The sequence below is a fragment of the Streptomyces sp. NBC_00523 genome (genome assembly GCF_036346615.1).
GTDB lineage: Bacteria > Actinomycetota > Actinomycetes > Streptomycetales > Streptomycetaceae > Streptomyces.
Genome location: NZ_CP107836.1, coordinates 5,476,483 through 5,496,084, shown reverse-complemented (window position 1 = coordinate 5,496,084; position 19,602 = coordinate 5,476,483). Strand labels below are relative to the sequence as shown.

Sequence of the window (19,602 nt, the reverse complement as noted above, 5' to 3'; positions counted from 1 at the left end):
GTCGGGGGCCCCTGTTCGTCGCTGGTCGGCGGTGTTCGCACGATGGGCGGGTCACCCTAGCGGGCGGATCGGGGCGAACTCTGACAGTGCGTAGGATCACGGGCGCTTCGGGGCGGGGTGTCCTTCCGGTGTGGCGCACGCGTCGGCGCGCTGTTCCCCTTTCCGCCCCGTCCCACACCCGCCCGCACCCAAGGATCGATGCACCGGTGAGTCAGATCGTCGTGAAGCGTCCGCCCCGTCTGCTGCCGCCGGAAGTTCCCTCGAAGGAGGTGTTGTTGGAGCCGCCTCCGGTGGAACCGCGCGGGCAGCGCGAGGGGGTGCTGATGCAGCTTCTTCCGGTGCTGGGCATGGCTTCGTCGGTGGTGTTCTTCTTCTCGCCGCAGGCGCCGCCGTTCATGCGGGTGATGGGTGTGCTGATGCTAGTGTCGACGCTGGCGATGGTGGTGGCCCAGGTGGTGCGCCACCGGCGCGGTACGCAGGGGCGGGCGGCGGATGTGCGGGGCGACTATCTGGCGCGGCTGGCGCGGGCGCGCCGTGCGGTGCGGCGGACGGCGCGGGCCCAGCGCGACGGTCTGCTTTTCACGCATCCCGCCCCCGGTCAGCTGTGGTCGGTGGTCGCGGGCGGGAGCCGGGTGTGGGAGCGGCGGCCCGGCGACGCGGACTTCGGGGTGGTGCGGATCGGGCTCGGCAGGCAGCGGCTCGCGACGCCGTTGGCCGTGCCGGAGCACGCGGCGGGTGAGCCTGAGCCGGTGTGCGCGGAAGCGGTGCGGCAGTTCGTGGCGGTGCACGGCTCGCTGGACGGCCTGCCGTTGTGCGTTCCGCTGCGGGAGGCGTACCGGGTGCGGCTGAGTGGTGGCGCGGAGTCGGTCAGGGCGGTGGCGCGGGCGTTGGTGGCGCAGTTGGTGACGCTGCACTCGCCCCGGGACCTGGTGGTGGCGGTGGTGGCCGCGCGGGAGGCGGCGGTGTGCTGGGAGTGGGTGAAGTGGCTGCCGCATGTCCAGGTGCCCGGTGAGGTGGACGGGGCCGGTGCGAGGAGGCTGTTCGCGCGGGATGCGGCTGGGCTGGAGCCGCTGCTCGGGGCGCTGTTGGAAGGGCGGGGGCGTTTCGTGCCGGAGGGGGCGCCGCTGCCGGACCGGCCGCATGTCGTCGTGGTGCTGGACGGGGCGGGGGTGGCTCCGGGTTCGGTGCTGGGTGCGGCGGGGGGCGTGGAGGGGGTGACGCTGATCGAGGTGGCCCCGGGTGACGCGGAGGGGGCGCGTGGCGCCCTGTGTGTGCGGGTGCGTCCCGGTGTGCTGGAGGCGGAGTGCGGGGTGGGTGTGCCGGACGGGCTGTCGCTGCCCGCTGCGGAGGCGCTGGCGCGGCGGCTCGCTCCGTTGCGGGCCGGTGGGCGGGACGGGGACGAGCCGCTGCTGGCCGCGCTGGACTTCACGGATCTGCTGGACCTGGGCGACGCGGGTGCGGTGGAGGTGGAACGGACCTGGCGGCCCCGGCCGGTCTCGGAGCGGCTGCGGGTGCCCATCGGGGTGGGTGAAAACGGCGTCCCGGTGGTGCTCGACCTGAAGGAGTCGGCGCTCGACGGGATGGGGCCGCACGGCCTGTGTGTGGGCGCGACCGGTTCGGGGAAGTCCGAGCTGCTGCGGACGCTGGTGCTCGGTCTTGCCGTCACCCATTCCTCCGAAACGTTGAACTTCGTTCTCGCGGACTTCAAGGGCGGGGCGACGTTCGCGGGGATGGCGGGGATGCCTCATGTGGCGGCCGTCATCACGAACCTGGCCGATGACCTGGCGCTGGTCGACCGGATGGGCGACGCGCTGCGCGGTGAGCTCCAGCGGCGTCAGGAACTGCTGCGGGCCGCGGGCAACTTCGCCGGTATCCACGACTACGAGCGGGCGCGGGCGGCGGGCGCGGCACTGGAACCGCTGGCCACGCTGGTGCTGGTCATCGACGAGTTCTCGGAACTGCTCAGCGCACAGCCCGACTTCATCGACACGTTCATCCGGATCGGGCGCATCGGCCGCTCGCTGGGCGTGCATCTGCTGCTGGCGTCCCAGCGCCTTGAGGAGGGCAGGCTGCGGGGCCTGGAGACGTACCTCTCGTACCGGATCGGGCTGCGCACGTTCTCGGCGGAGGAGTCGCGGGCCGCGCTGGGTGTGCCGGACGCGTACGACCTGCCGCCGGTGCCTGGTTCAGGGTTTCTGAAGACCGGTACGCGGGAACTGACGCGCTTCAAAGCGGCGTACGTCTCGGGGCCGTACCGGCCGGGTGGGCCCGGGCGGGCTGCCGGGGAGGGGGCTGGGGGCCTCAGGGCAGCGCTGTTCAGCGCGCTGCCGGTGCCGGTGCCGGATGCTCCCTGCGCTCCGGTCGCCGCTTCGCCGAAGCGCGAGGACGACGCCGTCGCGGAGTCCGTGCTCGACGTGGTGGTGCGGCGGCTCGAGGGGCGGGGTGTGCCCGCCCATCAGGTGTGGCTGCCTCCGCTGGACCGGTCGCCGGGTCTGGACGCGCTGCTGCCGGACCTCGTCACGGATCCGGAGCGCGGGTTCACCGTTCCGGGGGACGGCGAACGTGGTGGGCTGGTCGTTCCGCTCGGGCTCGTGGACAAGCCGTTCGAGCAGCGTCGGGAGGTGCTGTTCCAGGACTTCTCCGGCGCGGCGGGCCACATGCTGGTGGTCGGCGGGCCGCAGTCCGGCAAGTCCACGGTGCTGTGCACGCTGGTGATGTCCTTCGCGCTCACCCACACACCGCGTGAGGTCCAGTTCTACGGGCTCGACTTCGGCGGGGGCGCGCTGGCGTCGCTGTCGGGCCTGCCGCACCTGGGCTCGGTCGCCTCGCGGCTGGATCCCGAGCGGGTGCGGCGTACGGTCGCGGAGGTGGCCGGGGTGCTGCGGGCCCGTGAGGAGCTGTTCCGGGCGCGGGGCATCGGTTCCATGGCCGCGTACCGGCGCGAGCGGGAGCGGGGCGGGCTGCCCGGTGAGGCGTGGGGCGATGTCTTCCTCGTCGTGGACGGGTGGGGCGGTTTCCGTACGGAGTACGAGGAGTTGGAGCCGGTCGTCACCGACATCGCGGCCCGGGGGCTCGGCTACGGGGTGCATGTGGTGCTCAGCGCCGCCCGTTATCTGGAAGTGCGGGCCGCGCTGAAGGACCAGCTGACCGGGCGGCTGGAACTGCGGCTCGGTGACGTGTCGGACTCCGAGTTCGACCGGAGGGTCGCCGCGCGGGTGCCCGCAGGTGTGCCGGGCCGGGGCCAGGTGGCGGAGGGGCTGCACTTCCTGGCCGCGTCGCCGTGCCTCGGCCCGGTGGCGGACGCGGCCGGTCTCCCCGACCGTGCGACGGCGCTGGCCGGGCGGATCCGGGCGGACTGGTCGGGTCCGCCTGCCCCGCCCGTACGGCTGCTGCCCGCCGTACTCCCCGCCGATCGGCTGCCCAAGGGGGACGAGTACCCGGAGCGGGGTGTCGCGATCGGCATCGCCGAGGCCGATCTCGATCCGGTCTTCGTGGACTTCGACGCCGATCCGTTCCTTCTGGTGTTCGGGGAGAGCGAATCGGGGAAGACCGCTCTGCTGCGGCTGCTCGCCCGGCAGATCGCCCGCCGCTACTCCCCCGACGAGGCGAAGCTCGTCGTCGGGGACTACCGGCGGGGGCTGCTGGGCTCCCTGCCGGAGAGCCATCTGCTGGAATACGCGCCGACACCGGACACGCTCGCGACGCATATGGAGGCGCTGGCCGGGGTGTTCGCGCGGCGCCGGCCGCCAGCAGACGTCACGCCCCGGCAGCTGCGGGAGCGCAGTTGGTGGACGGGGCCGCGGATCTTCGTACTCGTGGACGACTACGACCTGGTCGCGACGGGTACGGGCAGCCCGCTCGCCGCGCTCACGGACTGTCTGCCGTTCGCGCGGGACACCGGGGTGCGCTTCGTCCTCGCGCGCGGCTGCGCCGGGGCGTCCCGTGCGATGTACGAGCCGTTCCTGCAAAGGATCAAGGAGCTGGGCGCGCAGGGGGTGGTGCTGTCGGGCGATCCGGCGGAGGGCGATCTGGTCGGCTCGGTGCGTGCCCGCCCGATGCCGCCGGGGCGTGCGTGCATGGCGACCCGGCGCGGTGGGAAGAGCCTCGTGCAGACCGGCTGGCTGCCGGAACGGGGTTGAGCGCAGGGGCAGTCACGGGGCTTCGACGGAGCGGATACCCGGCCACCGTATTGCCTGTACGGTGCCGTGCAGAGCCAGGTACGAAAGGAGCCCTCACGATGGGCACGCAGGCGGAGAAGGACGAGCTGTACGCACTCGACATCTCGGGGGTGAAGTGGCTGTGTGCTCCCGGGACGGAGCAGGAGGAGGAGCGCGTCGAGATCGCGCACCTTCCCGGTGGCGGGGTGGCCATGCGGTCCTCTCTGGACCCGGACACGGTGCTCAGGTACACGGAGGCCGAGTGGGAGGCGTTCGTCCTGGGCGCCAGGGACGGCGAGTTCGACCTTCCGTAGGGGTCGCCGCGTAGGCGTGGGGGCACGTTCGGGTGAACGTGCCCCCTTCATGCGTCCGGGTCCGCGGGTCCGGCTCAGAAGGCCTCGGTGAACAGGCGTGAGGACCGGTGGTCCGTGGCCCGGTAGTGGTCCTTGCCGGTCTCGATGAGCCGCGCGACCTCGTCGAGCCGGGCCCTCATGTGGTCGGCCTTGTTCCGGTACTTGTGCTGGAGCGCCACGTACTCGGCGTGCGCCAGGCCGTCCCACGTGTCGGTGACGACCTTCAGCGCGCCGTCCATCTCCTCCAGGTCCCTGCAGATGTTCCGCGAGACCGCGCGGATGCGGTTGGCGACCTCCTGGACGCTCTCGTACCTGACCTTGGTGTGCGGGTCGTGCCCCATCGGGTTTCCTTCGGATCGTGTCGGGGAACGGCGCCGGGTTCAGACGCCGTTCAGGGCGGAGGAGCCGCCCGCGGAGGCCGGTTCCCGTACCGCCTTGAAGGCCGCGCGGACCTCCTCGTCGTTGGCGTTGCTGAGGTTCCTGGTGCCGTCGACGGCGTGGAGCAGTACGCCGAGGAGGCGCCGGATCTCGTCGTGGTCCTCGTTGACCACGAGCTGCGCCGAGGTGAACCCCGAGGCGCCGGCACCGGTCCACCCCGCCCCCACCGTCGCGAGGACGTCGGCCAGCTCGCGGGCCTGCCGGGACACCGCCTCGGCGGTGTGGACGATCTTGTTCCTGGCCTGGACGACCGGATCGTCGGCAAGCGCGAATCCACTCGTGGGGCTGGTCATACGAGGTCCTCTCTCTGGGCCGTTCAGGCCGCTCAGGCTAGCCATTCCGGCCGCCCGCTCCCGGCCGTCGCGAAGGCCCCTCGCGGGCGTACGGAGGCGGCTTCCGGACGCCCTCCGGCTCATCCCGTACGGCGTCGGCGCAGCTCTCGCGCGACGGCCGCGGCACCCGCCACCGCGCCGGTCAGGAGGATCGTGAGGGCCATGGCCCAGGCGGCACGGCGGCGGTCGCGCCGCTGCGGGGTGTCCGCCGCGGGCAGCGGCGCGGGGTCGGGTGCGCGGGCGCCGGGGGGCGGCTCGTCGGGGTGCGGGGCGTCCTGCGGGGCGTCGTCACCGGACAGGGCGCGGACCGGGTCGACTACACCCCATCCGACGAAGTCGTCACGGCCGTTGACGGAGCGTTCCGCGGTCTGTTCGATACGGGCGGCGATCTGCGCGGCCGTCCAGCGCGGGTACTTGGCGCGCATCAGGGTGGCGACCGCGCTGACGTAGGGGGCGGCGAAGCTGGTTCCGCTGTCGGCGCAGTGGCCGCGGCCGGGGGCGGTGGAGACGATGTCGACGCCCGGCGCGGCAACGTCCACGAAGCTCCCGGGCCGGGAGAAGGGGGCGCGTTCGTTGTCGCGGTCGGACGCGGCGACGGCGAGTACCCCGTCGAACGCGGCCGGGTAGGTGGGCGTACGGCCGCGGTCGGCGCCGTCGTTCCCGGCGGAGGCGACGACCACGATGTCCCGGCGGACGGCCTCGGCCACCGCGCGGCCCAGGGCGGAGCCGGGGGCCTGCGGGCGGACGGTCTCCTGCGAGATGTTGATGACCTGGGCGCGCCGGGCGACGGCGTGGCGGATCGCGGTGGCCAGCGACGCGTCGGTGCCGTCGTCGCGGGCGTCGTTCTGGCGGACCGGGATGACCGTCGCACCGGGGGCGAGCCCGACGAAGCCGGTCCCCGCGCGGGGGCGGGCCGCGATGAGACCGGCGACCAGAGTGCCGTGGCCCACCGGGTCGCCGGTGCCGTCGCCACCGGGCTCCAGGGTGTCGGCGCCGGGGGCGACCGCGCCCGCGAGCTGGGGGTGGGTGTCGTCCACCCCGGTGTCGATGACGGCGACGCGGACGCCCTCGCCCCGGGTGTCGTGCCACAGCTCGTCCAGGAGCACGCGCTGCAACGCCCAGGGGCGGCCCTCGAACAGACGGTTCGCCGGGAGGACGCACGCGCCGCCGTCCGGACCGGTGGCCGCACGCGCGGGCTGGACCACGGCGAGGGTGGCCAGCGCGACCAGGGCCGCCGCCGGCCGGATCGCCGCCATGTCAGGAACCCTGCGGGCGGCGCGCGCTGGAGGTGTCGAGCCGTGGCCCGCGGGGAAGGAACTCCGACCACTCGGCCGGTACGAGGGCGGGCCGCACGCCCTCGTAGCCGAGCCGGGTCTGCGCCTCGTTGGCCCGGCCCTGAGCGTGTGAGGTGCTGCCTGCGGGGAGCGCGGAGTGCCCGGGGTCACCGTCGCCGTTCCCCTGAACCGCGTACCGCAATCCGGTGTCCGTCACCAGGAAGAGTGATCCGTCGGGCCTGGTCTGGCGACCTCGGACCTGTGCGTAGAGGAGCCCGCTGCCGGGGGTGACGTAGGTGCTGGTGCCGCCCGCGCCGACGGCTGCGGGATACGTGGTGCCCGCCCAGGTGCTCAGCGTGGTGCGGCCCCTGCCGTCCGTCGCGCGCAGTACGGAACAGACGGTGCTCCGGTGCGCGGTGTCGACGCGGACGGCCTTGCGGACGGGCCAGTGCGCGGCCTGGCCGGCGAAGGGCGCGGAGTCGGGCACGAAGTCCTGGAGCCCCGCCGGGTAAGCGGTACCGGCCTGGTCGAGGGCGGCGGTCTGCGGGGAGTTGACGATCAGCCAGGCGGTGAACTCGGAGACCGGCTGGACGCGGCCGTCGAGCACCACGTGGTACGCGGTGCCCGCGCCGGTCCTGGTCCGCAGCACCGCGCCGACGCGGTTCTCGCGGGCGGACAGCCGGCCCTCGACGCGGGCGGGGGCGCCGATCTCGCCCGGGACGACGGGGAAGGCGACGGGGCTGCCGGTGTGCAGGGTGGCGAGCCAGTCGTCGGTGACGGGTCGCGGCCGGGCGCGGCCGACCAGGGCGTCGGTGAGGTGTCCGAGGTCGCCGGGCCGCTCGTCCACGCGGTATTTGGTGCCCCGGGCGTCCACGAGGTACCGGGTGCCGTGCGGGTCCTGTACGTAGAGGACCCGGCCGCCGGTGAGCCGGTTGGGGCCCTCGGTCAGCCGGTGGTCGCGGGCGGCGAGGACGAACCCGGCCCTCTGCACACCGCTGCCTCCGCCTCCCGGTCGTACGCACACGGCCCACCGCTTGGCGGTGCCCGCGTCCCGCTTCCCGGGGAGCCGGTCGGGGGCGTACGGGATGCCGATGACCGGTCCGCGCGGGGGTCCGCCCGCGTCTAGGACGTCGTCGGCGACCTGGACCACGCCGTAGTCGCCGGGGTCGAGCAGCAGCCGGGCGGACGCGAGGTTCAGGACGGGGTGCAGCCGGGTACGGCGATGGGCGCCGCGGCCGGTGGTGAGCACCACGTAGCGGGTGGTCGATGTGCGACCGACGACGACCTTGGCGCCGGGGCGGTCCCAGCCCTTGGGCGCGACCGGACGGAACATGCCGTACGCGCCGAACCCGGCGAGGAGCAGGGCGCCGGTGAGCACACCGGGGAGGACGGCGCGCAGCGGGCGCGGGGCGCCCTCGTCGGAGCCGTCGGCCATGGGCTGAAGGAAAGCGGCGAGGGCCCTTCTCTTCGCAAATGTGTACGCGTTCAGCTCGTCCCGTCGGGTCACCATGGCCCGGCCCGCCTTCCCTCTCCGCCCACACCGCACACCTGCGGACGCTCACCGCCTGCGCTTCGGCGGGGCTTCCCGCTGTCGGCGATCACTATGCCGCCTGTACATGGCTGTTGACCGATGACCGATACGCTGTGCGCTGCCGCCGGAGAGCTCGGTGGAGCGAGCACGGACGCGGACGGGGCACGATGGCGAGCAGGGGCGGGGCGCGACTGAACCGGCGGGCTGGGCCGATCGGTACTTTTCGATTGCAACAGCTGGTTCTGTTCGAGGTCGCGGTGGCGGTCCTGCTGTGCGCCTGGGTCGTCGGGCCCGCGCTCCTGGGGCCTGCGGGCGTGACGGCCGCGCTGCTCGTGGTCCTCGCCGTGGTGCGCAGGCGCCGCCGTTCCCTTCCGGCCTGGCTGGCCACGGTCATCGCGTTCCGGGTGCGGAACCGGGGGGCCGCCGCGCGGGTGCCGGCCGGCGCATCCCCGGTGGCCTCGCCGGCCGAGTGCGTCCCGGGCCTGCGCACCTGTTCGTTCACGCATCGGGACCGGCGGCCGGTGGGCATGGCCGTCGACGGTACGCACCTCACGGTGGTGGTGCGGGTGGACGCGGCGGAGACGGTGCTGCGGGCGGACCGGACCGTGCGGCCGCTGCCGCCTGGGCTCGTCCGGGACGCGATGGACGTCGACGGTATCCGCCTGGAATCGGCCCGGATCGTGCAGCACACCCGGCCCGCCCCGGCCCCGCACCTCCCCGGCGACGCGGTCGCCACCCTCAACTACGCGCCCCTCCAAGCCCGTACGGGGTCACCCGCGGTACGGATCACCTGGGTCACGCTCACGCTCGACCCGGAGCTGTGCCCGGAGGCCGTACGCATGCGGGGCGACGGCCTGACCGGGGCGCAGCGGTGTCTGCTGCGGGCCGCCGACCAGCTGTCCGGCCGACTGACCGGGGCGGGCTTCGGCGCGACGGTGCTGACGGAGCCGGAGCTCGGGGCCGCGCTCACCACCGCCGCCTGCGCGGACACTGTCGGCGCGCCCCGTGCGGACGGGCCCGCCCGTCGCACCCGGGAGACCTCGCGGACGTGGCGCTGCGACGGGCACCGGCACACCACGTACTGGGTGCGCCGGTGGCCGCGCTCCGGCGATGTGCCGGTGCCCCGGCTGGTCGCGCTGCTCACCTCGGTCCCTGCGACGGCCACGACGTTCAGCCTGACGCTGGCGCGGGGCGACCGGCAGGAGGTCGCCGCGGCCGGGCACCTGCGGATCAGCGCGCGCACCGATGAGGAACTCCGGTCCGCCCGGCGCGAATTGGAGCGCGTGGCGCGCGGGGTGCGGGTCTCGCTTGTGCGGCTGGACCGCGAGCAGCTGCCCGGGGTGCTCGCCACCCTTCCGCTGGGCGGGGCCCGCTGATGGCGCCCGGGCGGGTGCGGGGCAGGCTGGGGTTCGGGCCCGTCGGTCCGCGCCGACGGCGGTACACCATCGGACCCGAGCAACTGGCCTCGCTGGACCTGCCGGTGGGCGACGACGGGGTGGTGATCGGCGCGGACGAGGAGGGCTTCCCCGCCGTGCTCGGCCTCAACCGCCCTTCCCCGTACGAGATCACGCTGGTCGGCGGGCTGTGGACGGCGCAGGTGCTCGCGCTGCGGGCTGCGGCGACGGGTGCGCGGGTCGCGGTGGAGACGGGGCGGGCGCACGCCTGGGCGGGCCTGGCCCGGGCCGCCGGTGACACCGGGTGCTTCGCGCTGCACGAGGTGGGCCGGGTGCCTCCGCTGGGTCCCTCGGCGGCCTCGCCGGTCGTCGTCGTACGGGACTGCGGCATGCGTCCGCCGCCCGGGCGGGCCGTGTCCGGGCCGTGGCAGTCGGTGCTGACCCTGTTGCCGTATCTGGGTCCTGCCGCGTCCGGGCTGCTGGAGAAGGCGTCGCTGGTGGGCGTGCAGCGGGTGTCGCCCGACGAAGCGGCGGAGGCCGGGCACCTCCTGCGGTTGCCGGCCGGCGCCGTCCGCGCGCTGCCCGCCCTGGCGGACGGGGCCACCCTCTGGTGCACGCGGCGGCAGAGCCGGCTGGTGACGACCCGGGCGACCGACGCGGAGACGGGGCTGCTGGGCGCCGCGCGCCGGGTGGACTGACGGGCGTACGCCCGGGGATCACCGCCGGGTGGCGGCGAGGGTGCGACGGACGTGATACGCGGTGCAGTTGTGCACATTTGACCGCTTTGGATTTCACTCCCCGTCGCACTCAGTCCACTTGGGTGCAGGACGTGACGTACGGGACAGCGTTCGCGGCACCGTACGGCCTGCCGTGGCGGGGCCCATGGCGTTTAGGCTGGGTCCGGACGCGGCGGAGAACCTGAGGGCAGGCCATGTGCGTCCCAGGGGGAGAGCCGGGCGGTTCGCGTTACGGGAACGGCCCCCACCCACCACGGCACAAGGGTGCTCGACCACACCAGGAGGCAAAGTGAACGGCGATCGGGACGAGATGCGCGGGGGCTGGGACAAGCCCGTCGACGAGTCGTCCGACGCGGAGCCCGCCGAGACGACGGGTGAGTTCACCATCGACTACACCCCGCCCGCCTGGTACACGCAGAACGCACCGGGCGACTCCCTGGGCGGCGCCGGTACGCCTCCGGCATCGCCCCCGCCGCCGAGCGGGGACCCGGTGCCGCTGCCCCCGCCCCCGGCGCAGCGCGGCTTCGACCCCGACTGGACCCCGGCCCCGGCGGCGGAGCCCCTGGACGCGGGGGTGCGGGAAACCGGCGACCTCGACAGCGGCGCCACCATGCGGTTCTCGGCCTCCGCGCTGAAGCGGGAGATCGAGGAGCGGGACCGCGCGGACCGCGAGCGTGCGGAGCGCGAGGCGGAGCCGGACGCCGAGGCGACGGGCGGCGGCGATGCGGCGAGCGGCGATGCGGCGACTGGTGCCGACGACGCGTCCGGGGCCGCCGATGCCGTTTCGGACGACGAGGAGTCGGGTACGCCCGGCGCGGAGCCGGAGGAGTCCTGGGACGACGTCCTGGGAAGGGTCTTCGACTTCGAGCCCGAGGAGACGGCGACGCCGAAGCCCTCGGACGAGACCGGTGAGACCCCGGCGGCCGGGGACAGCGAGGAGGACGACGACACCGACCTCGCGCCGGTCGGCGCGGCCTCGGAGCGGTACCGCGTGAAGCCGCACGACGCGGAGCCGTCCGACGCCGTGCCCTCCGACACCGTCCCCTCCGACGAGGCCCCCGCCGCGACGGACTCCCCCGAATCCGACTCCCCCGAGCCGGACGACGACGCTCCGGTGAACGACGCCACCCCGGCCCCGTCGCCCCGCGACGTACCGGCGGACAGCGCACCGCAGGACGCCTCGCCGTCCCCGTGGGCACCGGCCGCCCCCGCGCAGGGCGGTCTCCCGCCGCTGCCGCCCGCCTTCCAGCCGGCCGCCCAGCAGCCGCAGGCCCCGCAGCCGGAGCCCGCACAGGCCGCCCAACCCCAGCCCCCCGCCCCGCAGTCCGGCTACGGCTTCCCGCAGCAGACACCGCAGACACCGCAAGCACCGCAGGCCCCGCAGCCGCACCAGCCGGAACCGCAGCCCCAGCAGCCCCTTCCGGCCGCCAACCTCCCGGCGCAGCGCCCGCAGCCGCCCGCGCCCCAGGCACCGCAGCCGCAGGCCCCCTGGTCCGCGCAGCAGCCGCAGCAGCCCCACCCCCAGAGCGGCTACGGCTTCCCGCAGGGCGCCCAGCCCCCGGCCCAGGGCACCCCGGCCAACGGCACGCCCGCCCCGGCGGCAGACACCGGCACCCCGAACCTCCCGGCACAGGTCCAGGCGCAGCCCCACCAGCCGCAGCCCCAGCCCGAACAACCTCAGCAGCCCGTCGACCCCCGGGTCGGCACCTCCTGGCCCACCCCCGCCCCGCGTTCCGCGCACGGCGCCCCGCTGGGCTACACCGCGGCCGTCGAGCTCACCTCCGACCGGCTCATCCGGGGCAAGCAGAAGACCCGGAGCAGCCGTAACCCCTCCGGTGCCTCGCGCTTCAAGATCGGCGGCAAGAAGGAGGAGCAGGAGAGGCAGCGCAAGCTGGAGCTCATCCGCACGCCCGTGCTGTCCTGCTACCGGATCGCGGTGATCAGCCTCAAGGGCGGCGTCGGCAAGACCACGACCACCACCGCGCTCGGGGCGACCCTGGCCAGCGAGCGGCAGGACAAGATCCTCGCCATCGACGCCAACCCGGACGCCGGAACGCTCGGCCGACGGGTGCGGCGCGAGACCGGGGCGACCATCCGCGACCTGGTGCACGCGATCCCGCACCTCAACTCGTACATGGACATCCGGCGGTTCACCTCGCAGGCGCCCTCCGGTCTGGAGATCATCGCCAACGACGTGGACCCGGCGGTCTCCACGGCCTTCAACGACGAGGACTACCGGCGCGCGATCGACGTGCTCGGCAAGCAGTACCCGATCATCCTCACGGACTCGGGCACCGGCCTGCTGTACAGCGCGATGCGCGGCGTGCTGGACCTGGCCGATCAGCTGATCATCATCTCGACGCCCTCGGTCGACGGTGCCTCCAGCGCGTCCACCACCCTGGACTGGCTGTCGGCGCACGGGTACGCGGAGCTCGTCCAGCGGTCCATCACCGTGATCTCCGGTGTCCGCGAGACCGGCAAGATGATCAAGGTGGACGACATCGTGCAGCACTTCCGGACGCGCTGCCGCGGGGTGGTCGTCGTGCCGTTCGACGAGCACCTGTCGGCCGGTGCGGAGGTCGACCTCGACATGATGCGGCCGAAGACCCGCGAGGCGTACTTCAACCTCTCCGCCCTGGTCGCCGAGGACTTCGCGCGCGCCCAGCAGCAGCAGGGACTGTGGACGTCGGACGGCAGCGGCCCGCCGCCGCAGTACGCCCCGCCGCTGCCGGGCCAGCAGATCTCCGGTCAGCAGGTCCCCGGCCAGCAGATCCCGGCTCAGCAGGCCCCGGGTCAGCAGCCGTACGCGCCCCAACAGCCTCAGCAGCCCGGCCAGCAGCCGTACCCCGGACAGCCGTACGCGCCGCAGCAACCCGGTCAGCCCTATCAGCAGCCCCAGCAGCCGCAGTCGTACGGCGGCCAGCAGCAGCCCTATCCCCCGCAGCCGGGCCCCGGCGCCGGGCAGAACTGGCAGCAGCAGCCTCCGGCCCAGGCCCAGCAGCCGTACCCGCAGCCCCAGCCGCAGGGTGATCAGGCAGGTCAGCCGGGCGGCCCCGCGCACCCCGAGCTGCAGGGCCCCGTACCGCCCGCCGGATGGCAGCAGCAGCCGCCGCCAGCGCCTCAGCAGTAAGGCGTCAGAGGTCTAAACCAATGAGGGTCCGCATCGCCTCCGCGATGCGGACCCTTTTGGCATATCCGCAGACCACACGCCGTTTCGGTGACCGTTGACGCGGCTTGACCACCGCTGATAAACCTTCGCAACACCAGCCGGCGAACCGAAGTTCAACACGCCTTTCCCGTGCGAGTCATGACGCGAGGTCCCAGACCATGGTCGTAAGAGTTCCATCCTCCTCCGCCCCGCCACGCTCACGTCTGCGTGTGCTCCTGGCCTCCGGGGCCGCCGCCCTCGCTCTCGCAGCCGGGTCCGTCGTGCCGGGAATGCCCCTCGGAGCCGCGCCCCAGCAGGCGCAGGCCGCCGACAGCGGCAACAAGACGCTCACCGTCGCGGTCGCGCAGAGCGTCGACTCCCTGAGCCCGTTCCTCGCCCAGAAGCTGCTGAGCACCAGCGTCTCGCGGCTCATGTACGACTTCCTGACGAACTACGACGCCAAGGACAACCACGCCATCCCCGGCCTGGCGACCAAGTGGGAGCCCTCCGCCGACAAGCTGACGTGGACGTACACCATTCGGGGCGATTCGAAGTGGTCGGACGGGCAGCAGGCGACCGCCGAGGACGCCGCCTGGACGTTCAACAAGATGATGACCGACGAGGCCGCGGCCCAGGCCAACGGCAGCTTCGTCACCAACTTCAAGAAGGTCACCGCCCCGAGCCCGACCAAGCTGGTCATCGAGCTCAAGGAGCCGCAGGCCACCATGGCCGCGCTCGACGTGCCGATCGTGCCGAAGCACGTGTGGGAGAAGGTCGGGGACTTCTCGAAGTTCAACAACGACACGAAGTTCCCCGTCGTCGGCAACGGTCCGTTCATCCTGACGGACTACAAGGTCGACCAGTACGTGAAGCTCAAGGCCAACCCGGACTTCTGGCGCGGGAAGCCCAAGTTCGACGAGCTGGTCTTCAAGACGTACAAGGACCAGGACGCCGCCGTCGCCGCCCTGCGCAAGGGTGAGGTCTCCTTCGTCGCCGGTTCGCCCGCGCTGACGCCCGCTCAGGCGAACTCGCTCAAGGGCGACAAGAACATCAAGGTCAACGAGGGTCCCGGTCGCCGCTTCTACGCGCTGGCCACCAACCCCGGCGCGCAGACCAAGGACGGCAAGAAGTTCGGCAACGGCAACAAGGCGCTGCTCGACCAGAAGGTGCGCCAGGCGCTGTTCCTGTCGATCGACCGCGAGACGATCATCGACAAGGTCTTCCAGGGGCACGCCGTCGAGGGCAAGGGCTACATCCCGCCGCGCTTCTCCGCGTACGCCTGGGAGCCCTCCGCCGACCAGGCGCTGAACTACGACCCCGACAAGGCTGGGAAGCTGCTGGACGAGGCGGGCTACAAGCTCAAGGGCGACCAGCGCGTCGGCAAGGACGGCAAGCCGCTCGACCTGCGCCTCCTGTGCCACGCCACCGACCCGAACGACAAGGCGGTCGGCAAGTACCTGAAGGAGTGGTGGGGCAAGCTCGGCATCGGGCTGAAGGTCGACTGCCTGGACGACGTCTCCGTGCCCTGGTACGCCGGTGAGTACGACCTCGCCTTCGACGGCTGGTCGGTCAACCCGGACCCGGACTTCGTCCTCGGCATCCACACCTGCGCGGCCCTGCCGACGAAGGCCAAGGCCAGCGCGACCACGGACAACTTCATCTGCGACAAGAAGTACGACGAGCTCTACCGGAAGCAGCTCGCCGAGTACGACCCCGCGAAGCGCGCGGAGCTCGTCGGGCAGATGCAGTCGTGGCTGTACGACTCCGGGTACATGAACGTGATGGCGTACCCGAACGCGGTCGAGGCGTACCGCACCGACCAGATCAAGTCGATCACGACCATGCCCGAGGCGGCCGGCAACATCTACGGCCAGGACGGCTACTGGAGCTGGTGGTCGGCCGTGCCGGCGAGCGGCAACGGCGGCTCGGAGAGCGACAGCTCCGGCTCCTCCACCGGTGTGATCATCGGAATCGTGGTGGCAGTCGTGGTCCTCGCAGGTGGCGGCTTCCTGATCTCGCGGCGCCGCCGCACCACCGCGGACGATCGCGAGTAGGTTCTCGAACGGGATGCGAGGAACCGGCCGGCGCGGGTGCGGTACCAAACCTGCGCCGGCCGGTTCTTTCCAGGAACGACACGAGTAACGAGAGTTCCCCATGACAGCTGACAGCACTCCGGCGCTCGTGCAACAGGCGGACGCGGCCACGGACGGCCCTCCGGCCGGCCCCTCGGCCGCACGCGGTCCACGGGCGCGCAACACCACGGCCTATCTGAAATATGTGGCCGCCAAGATCGCGGGCGCCGTCGTCTCGCTGTTCGCGGTTCTGGTCACCAGCTTCTTCCTCTTCCGGCTCATTCCGAGCGACCCCGTCAAGCAGATGACGGGCGGCCGGCCCGTATCGGCCGAACAGCTCGAATCGCTGCGCCACCAGCTCGGCCTCGACCAGCCGATGTGGCAGCAGTTCACCAGCTACATCGGGGACGCCCTCACCGGCGACTTCGGTGTCTCGTTCGCGTACCACGCCCCGGTCATCGACAAGATCGTGGAGAAGCTGCCGGCGACGCTGCTGCTCACCGGCACCGCCTACGTCCTCTACAGCGTCATCGGCCTCTGGCTCGGCACCCGTACCGCCTGGCGCAACGGCTCGGCCGGCGACCGGTTCCACACCGCGCTCGCCCTCACGCTGTACTCGGTGCCGTCGTTCTGGCTCGGGCTGCTCCTGATCATCGTCTTCTCCGTCGGCGTCGGCCCGATCCCGGGCATGTTCCCGACGGGCGGCATGTCGTCGGGCGACACGAGCGGCTTCGGTTACGTCACCGACGTGGCGCACCACATGGTGCTTCCGGTGATCACGCTGGTGGCGGTCGGGTACGCGCAGACGCTGCTGGTGATGCGGTCCTCGCTGCTGGACGAGATGGGCAGCGACTACCTCACGACGGCCCGCGCCAAGGGGCTGCGGGACGACGTCGTACGCCGCAAGCACGCCGTGCCCAACGCGATGCTGCCCACCTTCACGCTGATGTTCGTCAACCTGGGGCATGTGGTCGCCGGGCAGATCCTGGTGGAGACCGTGTTCTCCTGGCCGGGCCTCGGCTCCCTCTTCTACCAGGGCCTCAGCACCCCCGACCTGCCACTCGTCCAGGGCCTCTTCTTCGTCTTCGCCACCGCGGTGATCCTGGCGAACACCCTTGCCGATGTGCTGTATCCGCTGCTCGATCCCCGGGTGGGCCGATGACCACGACCGATTCCATGCCCTCGCCGACCCCGGCGCCGGCCCCGCCCGAGCCCGTCCGGAGCGCCCGCTCCCTGGCCCGGGCCCGTAAACGCCAGTCCGCGGCCCGCTTCTGGCGGGAGTACCGCAGGCACAAGGGCGGGATGTGGGGCCTGGCGGGACTGATCCTCATCGCGCTGATCGCCCTGGCCGCGCCCCAGCTCGTCGGCGCCGACTCGCAGAGCGTCACCGAGGCGTCCGGCGGCGCGCTCGAATCGCCGAGCGGTGAGTTCCCGCTCGGCACCGACCAGTTCGGGCGCAGCGTGCTCGCGCTCCTGGTGTGGGGCGCCCGCGTCTCGCTGACCGTGGGGCTGCTCGCGGCGTTCCTGTGCGTCGCCATCGGCACCATCGTGGGGATCGTCGCGGGCCACTTCCGCGGCTGGTACTCGACGGTGCTGATGCGGGTGACCGACTGGTTCCTGGTGATGCCGACGCTGGTCCTCGCGGTCGCGCTCGCCTCGGTGATGGACCGCTCCCTGTGGACGATCATCATCGCGATCGGCGTCACGACCTGGCCGACCACCGCCCGCCTGGTGCGGGCGCAGACCCTCGCCGTGGAGTCCCGTCCCTACATCGAGCGCGCCCGCGCGCTGGGCGGCGGCCACGGCCACGTCATGCTCCGGCACGTCCTGCCGAACGTGATGCCGCTGGTGCTCGCGCAGACCACGCTGGCCATCTCCAGCGCGATCCTGAGCGAGGCCACGCTGGCCTTCCTCGGCCTCGGCGACCCGACCATCACCTCGTGGGGCAGCATGCTCCAGGACGCGCGCGCCGCTGGGGCGGTGAGCGCCGGGGACTGGTGGTACCTGGCACCGCCCGGCATCGCCATCGCCCTGGTGGCCCTGGCGTTCACGCTGTGCGGCCGCGCGATCGAGTCCGTCCTCAATCCCAAGCTGGGGGTGGCCCGTTGAGCACGACGAGCATCCGCAAGACGCCTCTTCTGGAGGTACGCGACCTGACGGTGACGTACCCCGGCGGGGCGCAGGCCGTCCGCGGCGTGAACCTTCAGGTCGAGGCCGGGCGCAAGCTGGGCATCGCCGGGGAGTCCGGCTGCGGCAAGTCCACGCTGGCGCTGGCCCTGCTGCGGCTGCTGCCCGCGGGCGCGAAGGTGACCGGCGAGATCCTGCTGAACGGCGAGGACGTCCTCGCGATGAAGTGGGGCCAGGTCAGGGCCGTCCGCTGGGCGGGCGCCTCCATCGTCTTCCAGGGCGCCATGCACTCGCTGAACGCGGTGCACCGCATCGGGGACCAGATCGCCGAGCCGATCCTGCTGCACAAGAAGGTCACCCCGGCGGCGGCCCGGAAGCGCGCCGGTGAGCTGCTGGAACAGGTCGGGCTGCCCGCGGCCCGGACGGACGCCTATCCGCACGAGCTGTCCGGCGGGCAGCGGCAGCGCGTGATGATCGCGATGGCGCTCGCCTGCGACCCGGGCCTGATCATCGCCGACGAGCCGACGACGGCCCTGGACGTGATGATCCAGGCCCAGATCCTGCGCCTGATCGAGCAGCTGGTCTCCGAGCAGGACCTCGGCCTGATCATGATCAGCCACGACCTGGCGGTGCTGTCCGACACCTGCGACCGGCTCGCCGTGATGTACGCGGGCCGGGTCGTGGAGGAGGGCCCGGCGTCCGAGGTCTACGAGAGCGCGCACCACCCGTACAGCAGGGCCCTGTCGGGCGCCTTCCCGCGCATCGGGGACCTGTCGTCCCGGTTCGCGCCGAGGGGCCTGCCCGGCGACCCGCCCGACCCTTCGGCGCTACCGGCCGGCTGCACCTTCCATCCGCGCTGCGCCCTGGCCCTGGACTCCTGCGCCACGCAGGACCAGGAGCTGCGGGACGCGGGCGCCGGGCGGCAGGCCGCGTGCGTGCTGGTCGGCCCGGAGGGGGCGGCGCCGGTCCTGCCGGGCGCCGAGGAAGCAAGGAGCACATCATGACGACGACCCCCGTGGACCTGCTCAGCGCGCAGGGGCTCCGGATCACCTTCCCCGGCCGGCACGGGGCCGACCCGGCGCGTGCGGTGGACGGGGTCGACCTGGACATCCGGCCCGGCGAGATCGTCGCCCTGGTCGGCGAGTCGGGGTGCGGCAAGACGACGCTGGCCCGTTCGCTGCTGGGCCTGGTACCGCCGACGGCCGGTCGGATCACGTTCGACGGGAAGCCGCTGGACTACGGGAGCCGGGCGCTCAAGGCGTACCGCAAGCGCGCCCAGCTGGTCCTCCAGGACCCCAGCGGCTCGCTGAACCCGCGTCACACGGTGTACGACGCGGTGGCCGAGGGGCTGCGCATCCACGGCTACGCGGGCGACGAGCGGCAGGCGGTGCACGACGCGCTGTCGCGGGCCGGGCTGCGCCCGCCGGAGCGGTTCTTCCTGCGCTACCCGCACGAGCTGTCGGGCGGTCAGCGCCAGCGCGTCGTGATCGCGGGGGCGCTGGTCCTGGAGCCGGAGCTGATCGTGGCGGACGAGCCGGTCGCCTCGCTGGACGCGTCGGTGCGCGGCGAGATCCTGGCGCTGCTGCTGCGGCTGCGCGAGGAGCTGGGTCTCTCCGCGCTGGTCGTGACGCATGACCTCGGTCTCGCGTGGAACATCGCGGACCGGGTCGCGGTGATGTACCTGGGCCGCATCGTGGAGACGGGGGCCGTCGAGCAGATCCTGACGGCCCCGCGCCATCCGTACACCCAGGCGCTGCTGTCGGTGCTGCCGGAGGCGCCGGGCGATCCGGTGGTGCTCACGGGTGAGCCGCCGGACCCGTCCCGGGTGCCGTCCGGCTGCCGCTTCCACGCCCGCTGCCAGGTGCTGGCCTCGGGCGAGGCGGAACGGGCGGGCGTCGCGGACGCCTGCCGTACGCAGGACCTGCCGGTCCTGTCGGGCGGCGGGGACACACAGGTGGCGTGCCACTGGGCCACGGCGAAGGTCGCCGCGCCGACTGCCTGACGGGGCGTACGGGTTTCCCGGCCTGCCCGGCCGGGAA

At 73.0% G+C, this 19,602-nt stretch carries 14 protein-coding genes; 10 read left to right on the top strand and 4 right to left on the bottom strand.

The genetic code is table 11. The features are described 5' to 3' along the window. The first annotated feature begins 206 nt into the window (after positions 1-206). Positions 207-4,139: a type VII secretion protein EccCa gene (eccCa, locus tag OHS17_RS25070; RefSeq protein WP_330313966.1), complete on the top strand. Its 3,933-nt coding sequence runs from the start codon at positions 207-209 to the stop codon at positions 4,137-4,139. Between the two features lie 98 nt (positions 4,140-4,237). Further along, positions 4,238-4,471: a DUF397 domain-containing protein gene (locus tag OHS17_RS25065; RefSeq protein WP_018102310.1), complete on the top strand. Its 234-nt coding sequence runs from the start codon at positions 4,238-4,240 to the stop codon at positions 4,469-4,471. 74 nt (positions 4,472-4,545) lie between these two features. On the opposite strand, the gene OHS17_RS25060 is transcribed toward OHS17_RS25065, so the two are convergent. The 4 genes from OHS17_RS25060 to eccB form a co-directional block, all read right to left on the bottom strand. Then, positions 4,546-4,851: a WXG100 family type VII secretion target gene (locus OHS17_RS25060; protein WP_018102311.1), complete on the bottom strand. Its 306-nt coding sequence runs from the start codon at positions 4,849-4,851 to the stop codon at positions 4,546-4,548. A 39-nt stretch (positions 4,852-4,890) separates the two neighbouring features. Further along, positions 4,891-5,241: a hypothetical protein gene (locus OHS17_RS25055; protein WP_330313965.1), complete on the bottom strand. Its 351-nt coding sequence runs from the start codon at positions 5,239-5,241 to the stop codon at positions 4,891-4,893. A gap of 119 nt (positions 5,242-5,360) precedes the next feature. After that, positions 5,361-6,536, bottom strand: coding sequence for a type VII secretion-associated serine protease mycosin (gene mycP, locus OHS17_RS25050; RefSeq protein ID WP_330313964.1), 1,176 nt, complete (start codon positions 6,534-6,536; stop codon positions 5,361-5,363). 1 nt (position 6,537) lies between these two features. Continuing rightward, complete coding sequence (gene eccB, locus OHS17_RS25045; RefSeq protein WP_330313963.1) at positions 6,538-8,064, bottom strand: type VII secretion protein EccB; 1,527 nt, start codon at positions 8,062-8,064, stop codon at positions 6,538-6,540. 248 nt (positions 8,065-8,312) lie between these two features. On the opposite strand from eccB, the gene eccE reads away from it, so the two are divergent. The 8 genes from eccE (at position 8,313) to OHS17_RS25005 (ending at position 19,565) form a co-directional block, all read left to right on the top strand. Beyond that, entirely contained in the window at positions 8,313-9,461 is a 1,149-nt protein-coding gene (gene eccE / locus OHS17_RS25040; protein WP_330313962.1) for a type VII secretion protein EccE, read from the top strand. Continuing rightward, positions 9,458-10,177, top strand: a complete 720-nt coding sequence (locus OHS17_RS25035) for a hypothetical protein (RefSeq protein WP_383166559.1) — start codon at positions 9,458-9,460, stop codon at positions 10,175-10,177. Before eccE ends, OHS17_RS25035 begins: the two co-directional genes overlap by 4 nt. Before the next feature lie 328 nt (positions 10,178-10,505). Next, positions 10,506-13,346 (top strand): SCO5717 family growth-regulating ATPase, encoded by a 2,841-nt coding sequence (locus OHS17_RS25030; protein ID WP_330313960.1) that lies wholly within the window; start codon positions 10,506-10,508, stop codon positions 13,344-13,346. 197 nt (positions 13,347-13,543) lie between these two features. Beyond that, positions 13,544-15,418 carry an ABC transporter substrate-binding protein gene (locus OHS17_RS25025; protein WP_330313959.1) on the top strand — a complete coding sequence of 625 codons (1,875 nt, stop codon included), beginning with the start codon at positions 13,544-13,546 and terminating at the stop codon, positions 15,416-15,418. A 100-nt stretch (positions 15,419-15,518) separates the two neighbouring features. Beyond that, on the top strand, positions 15,519-16,598 hold the full coding sequence (locus OHS17_RS25020) for an ABC transporter permease (RefSeq protein WP_073863187.1): 1,080 nt from the start codon (positions 15,519-15,521) through the stop codon (positions 16,596-16,598). Next, complete coding sequence (locus OHS17_RS25015; protein ID WP_330313958.1) at positions 16,595-17,545, top strand: ABC transporter permease; 951 nt, start codon at positions 16,595-16,597, stop codon at positions 17,543-17,545. Before OHS17_RS25020 ends, OHS17_RS25015 begins: the two co-directional genes overlap by 4 nt. Then, positions 17,542-18,567 carry an ABC transporter ATP-binding protein gene (locus OHS17_RS25010; RefSeq protein ID WP_330313957.1) on the top strand — a complete coding sequence of 342 codons (1,026 nt, stop codon included), beginning with the start codon at positions 17,542-17,544 and terminating at the stop codon, positions 18,565-18,567. The genes OHS17_RS25015 and OHS17_RS25010 overlap by 4 nt, the downstream gene beginning before the upstream one ends. Next, a complete protein-coding gene (locus tag OHS17_RS25005; protein WP_330313956.1) occupies positions 18,564-19,565 on the top strand; it encodes an ABC transporter ATP-binding protein in 1,002 nt (333 codons plus the stop codon). Before OHS17_RS25010 ends, OHS17_RS25005 begins: the two co-directional genes overlap by 4 nt. Positions 19,566-19,602: the final 37 nt, after the last annotated feature.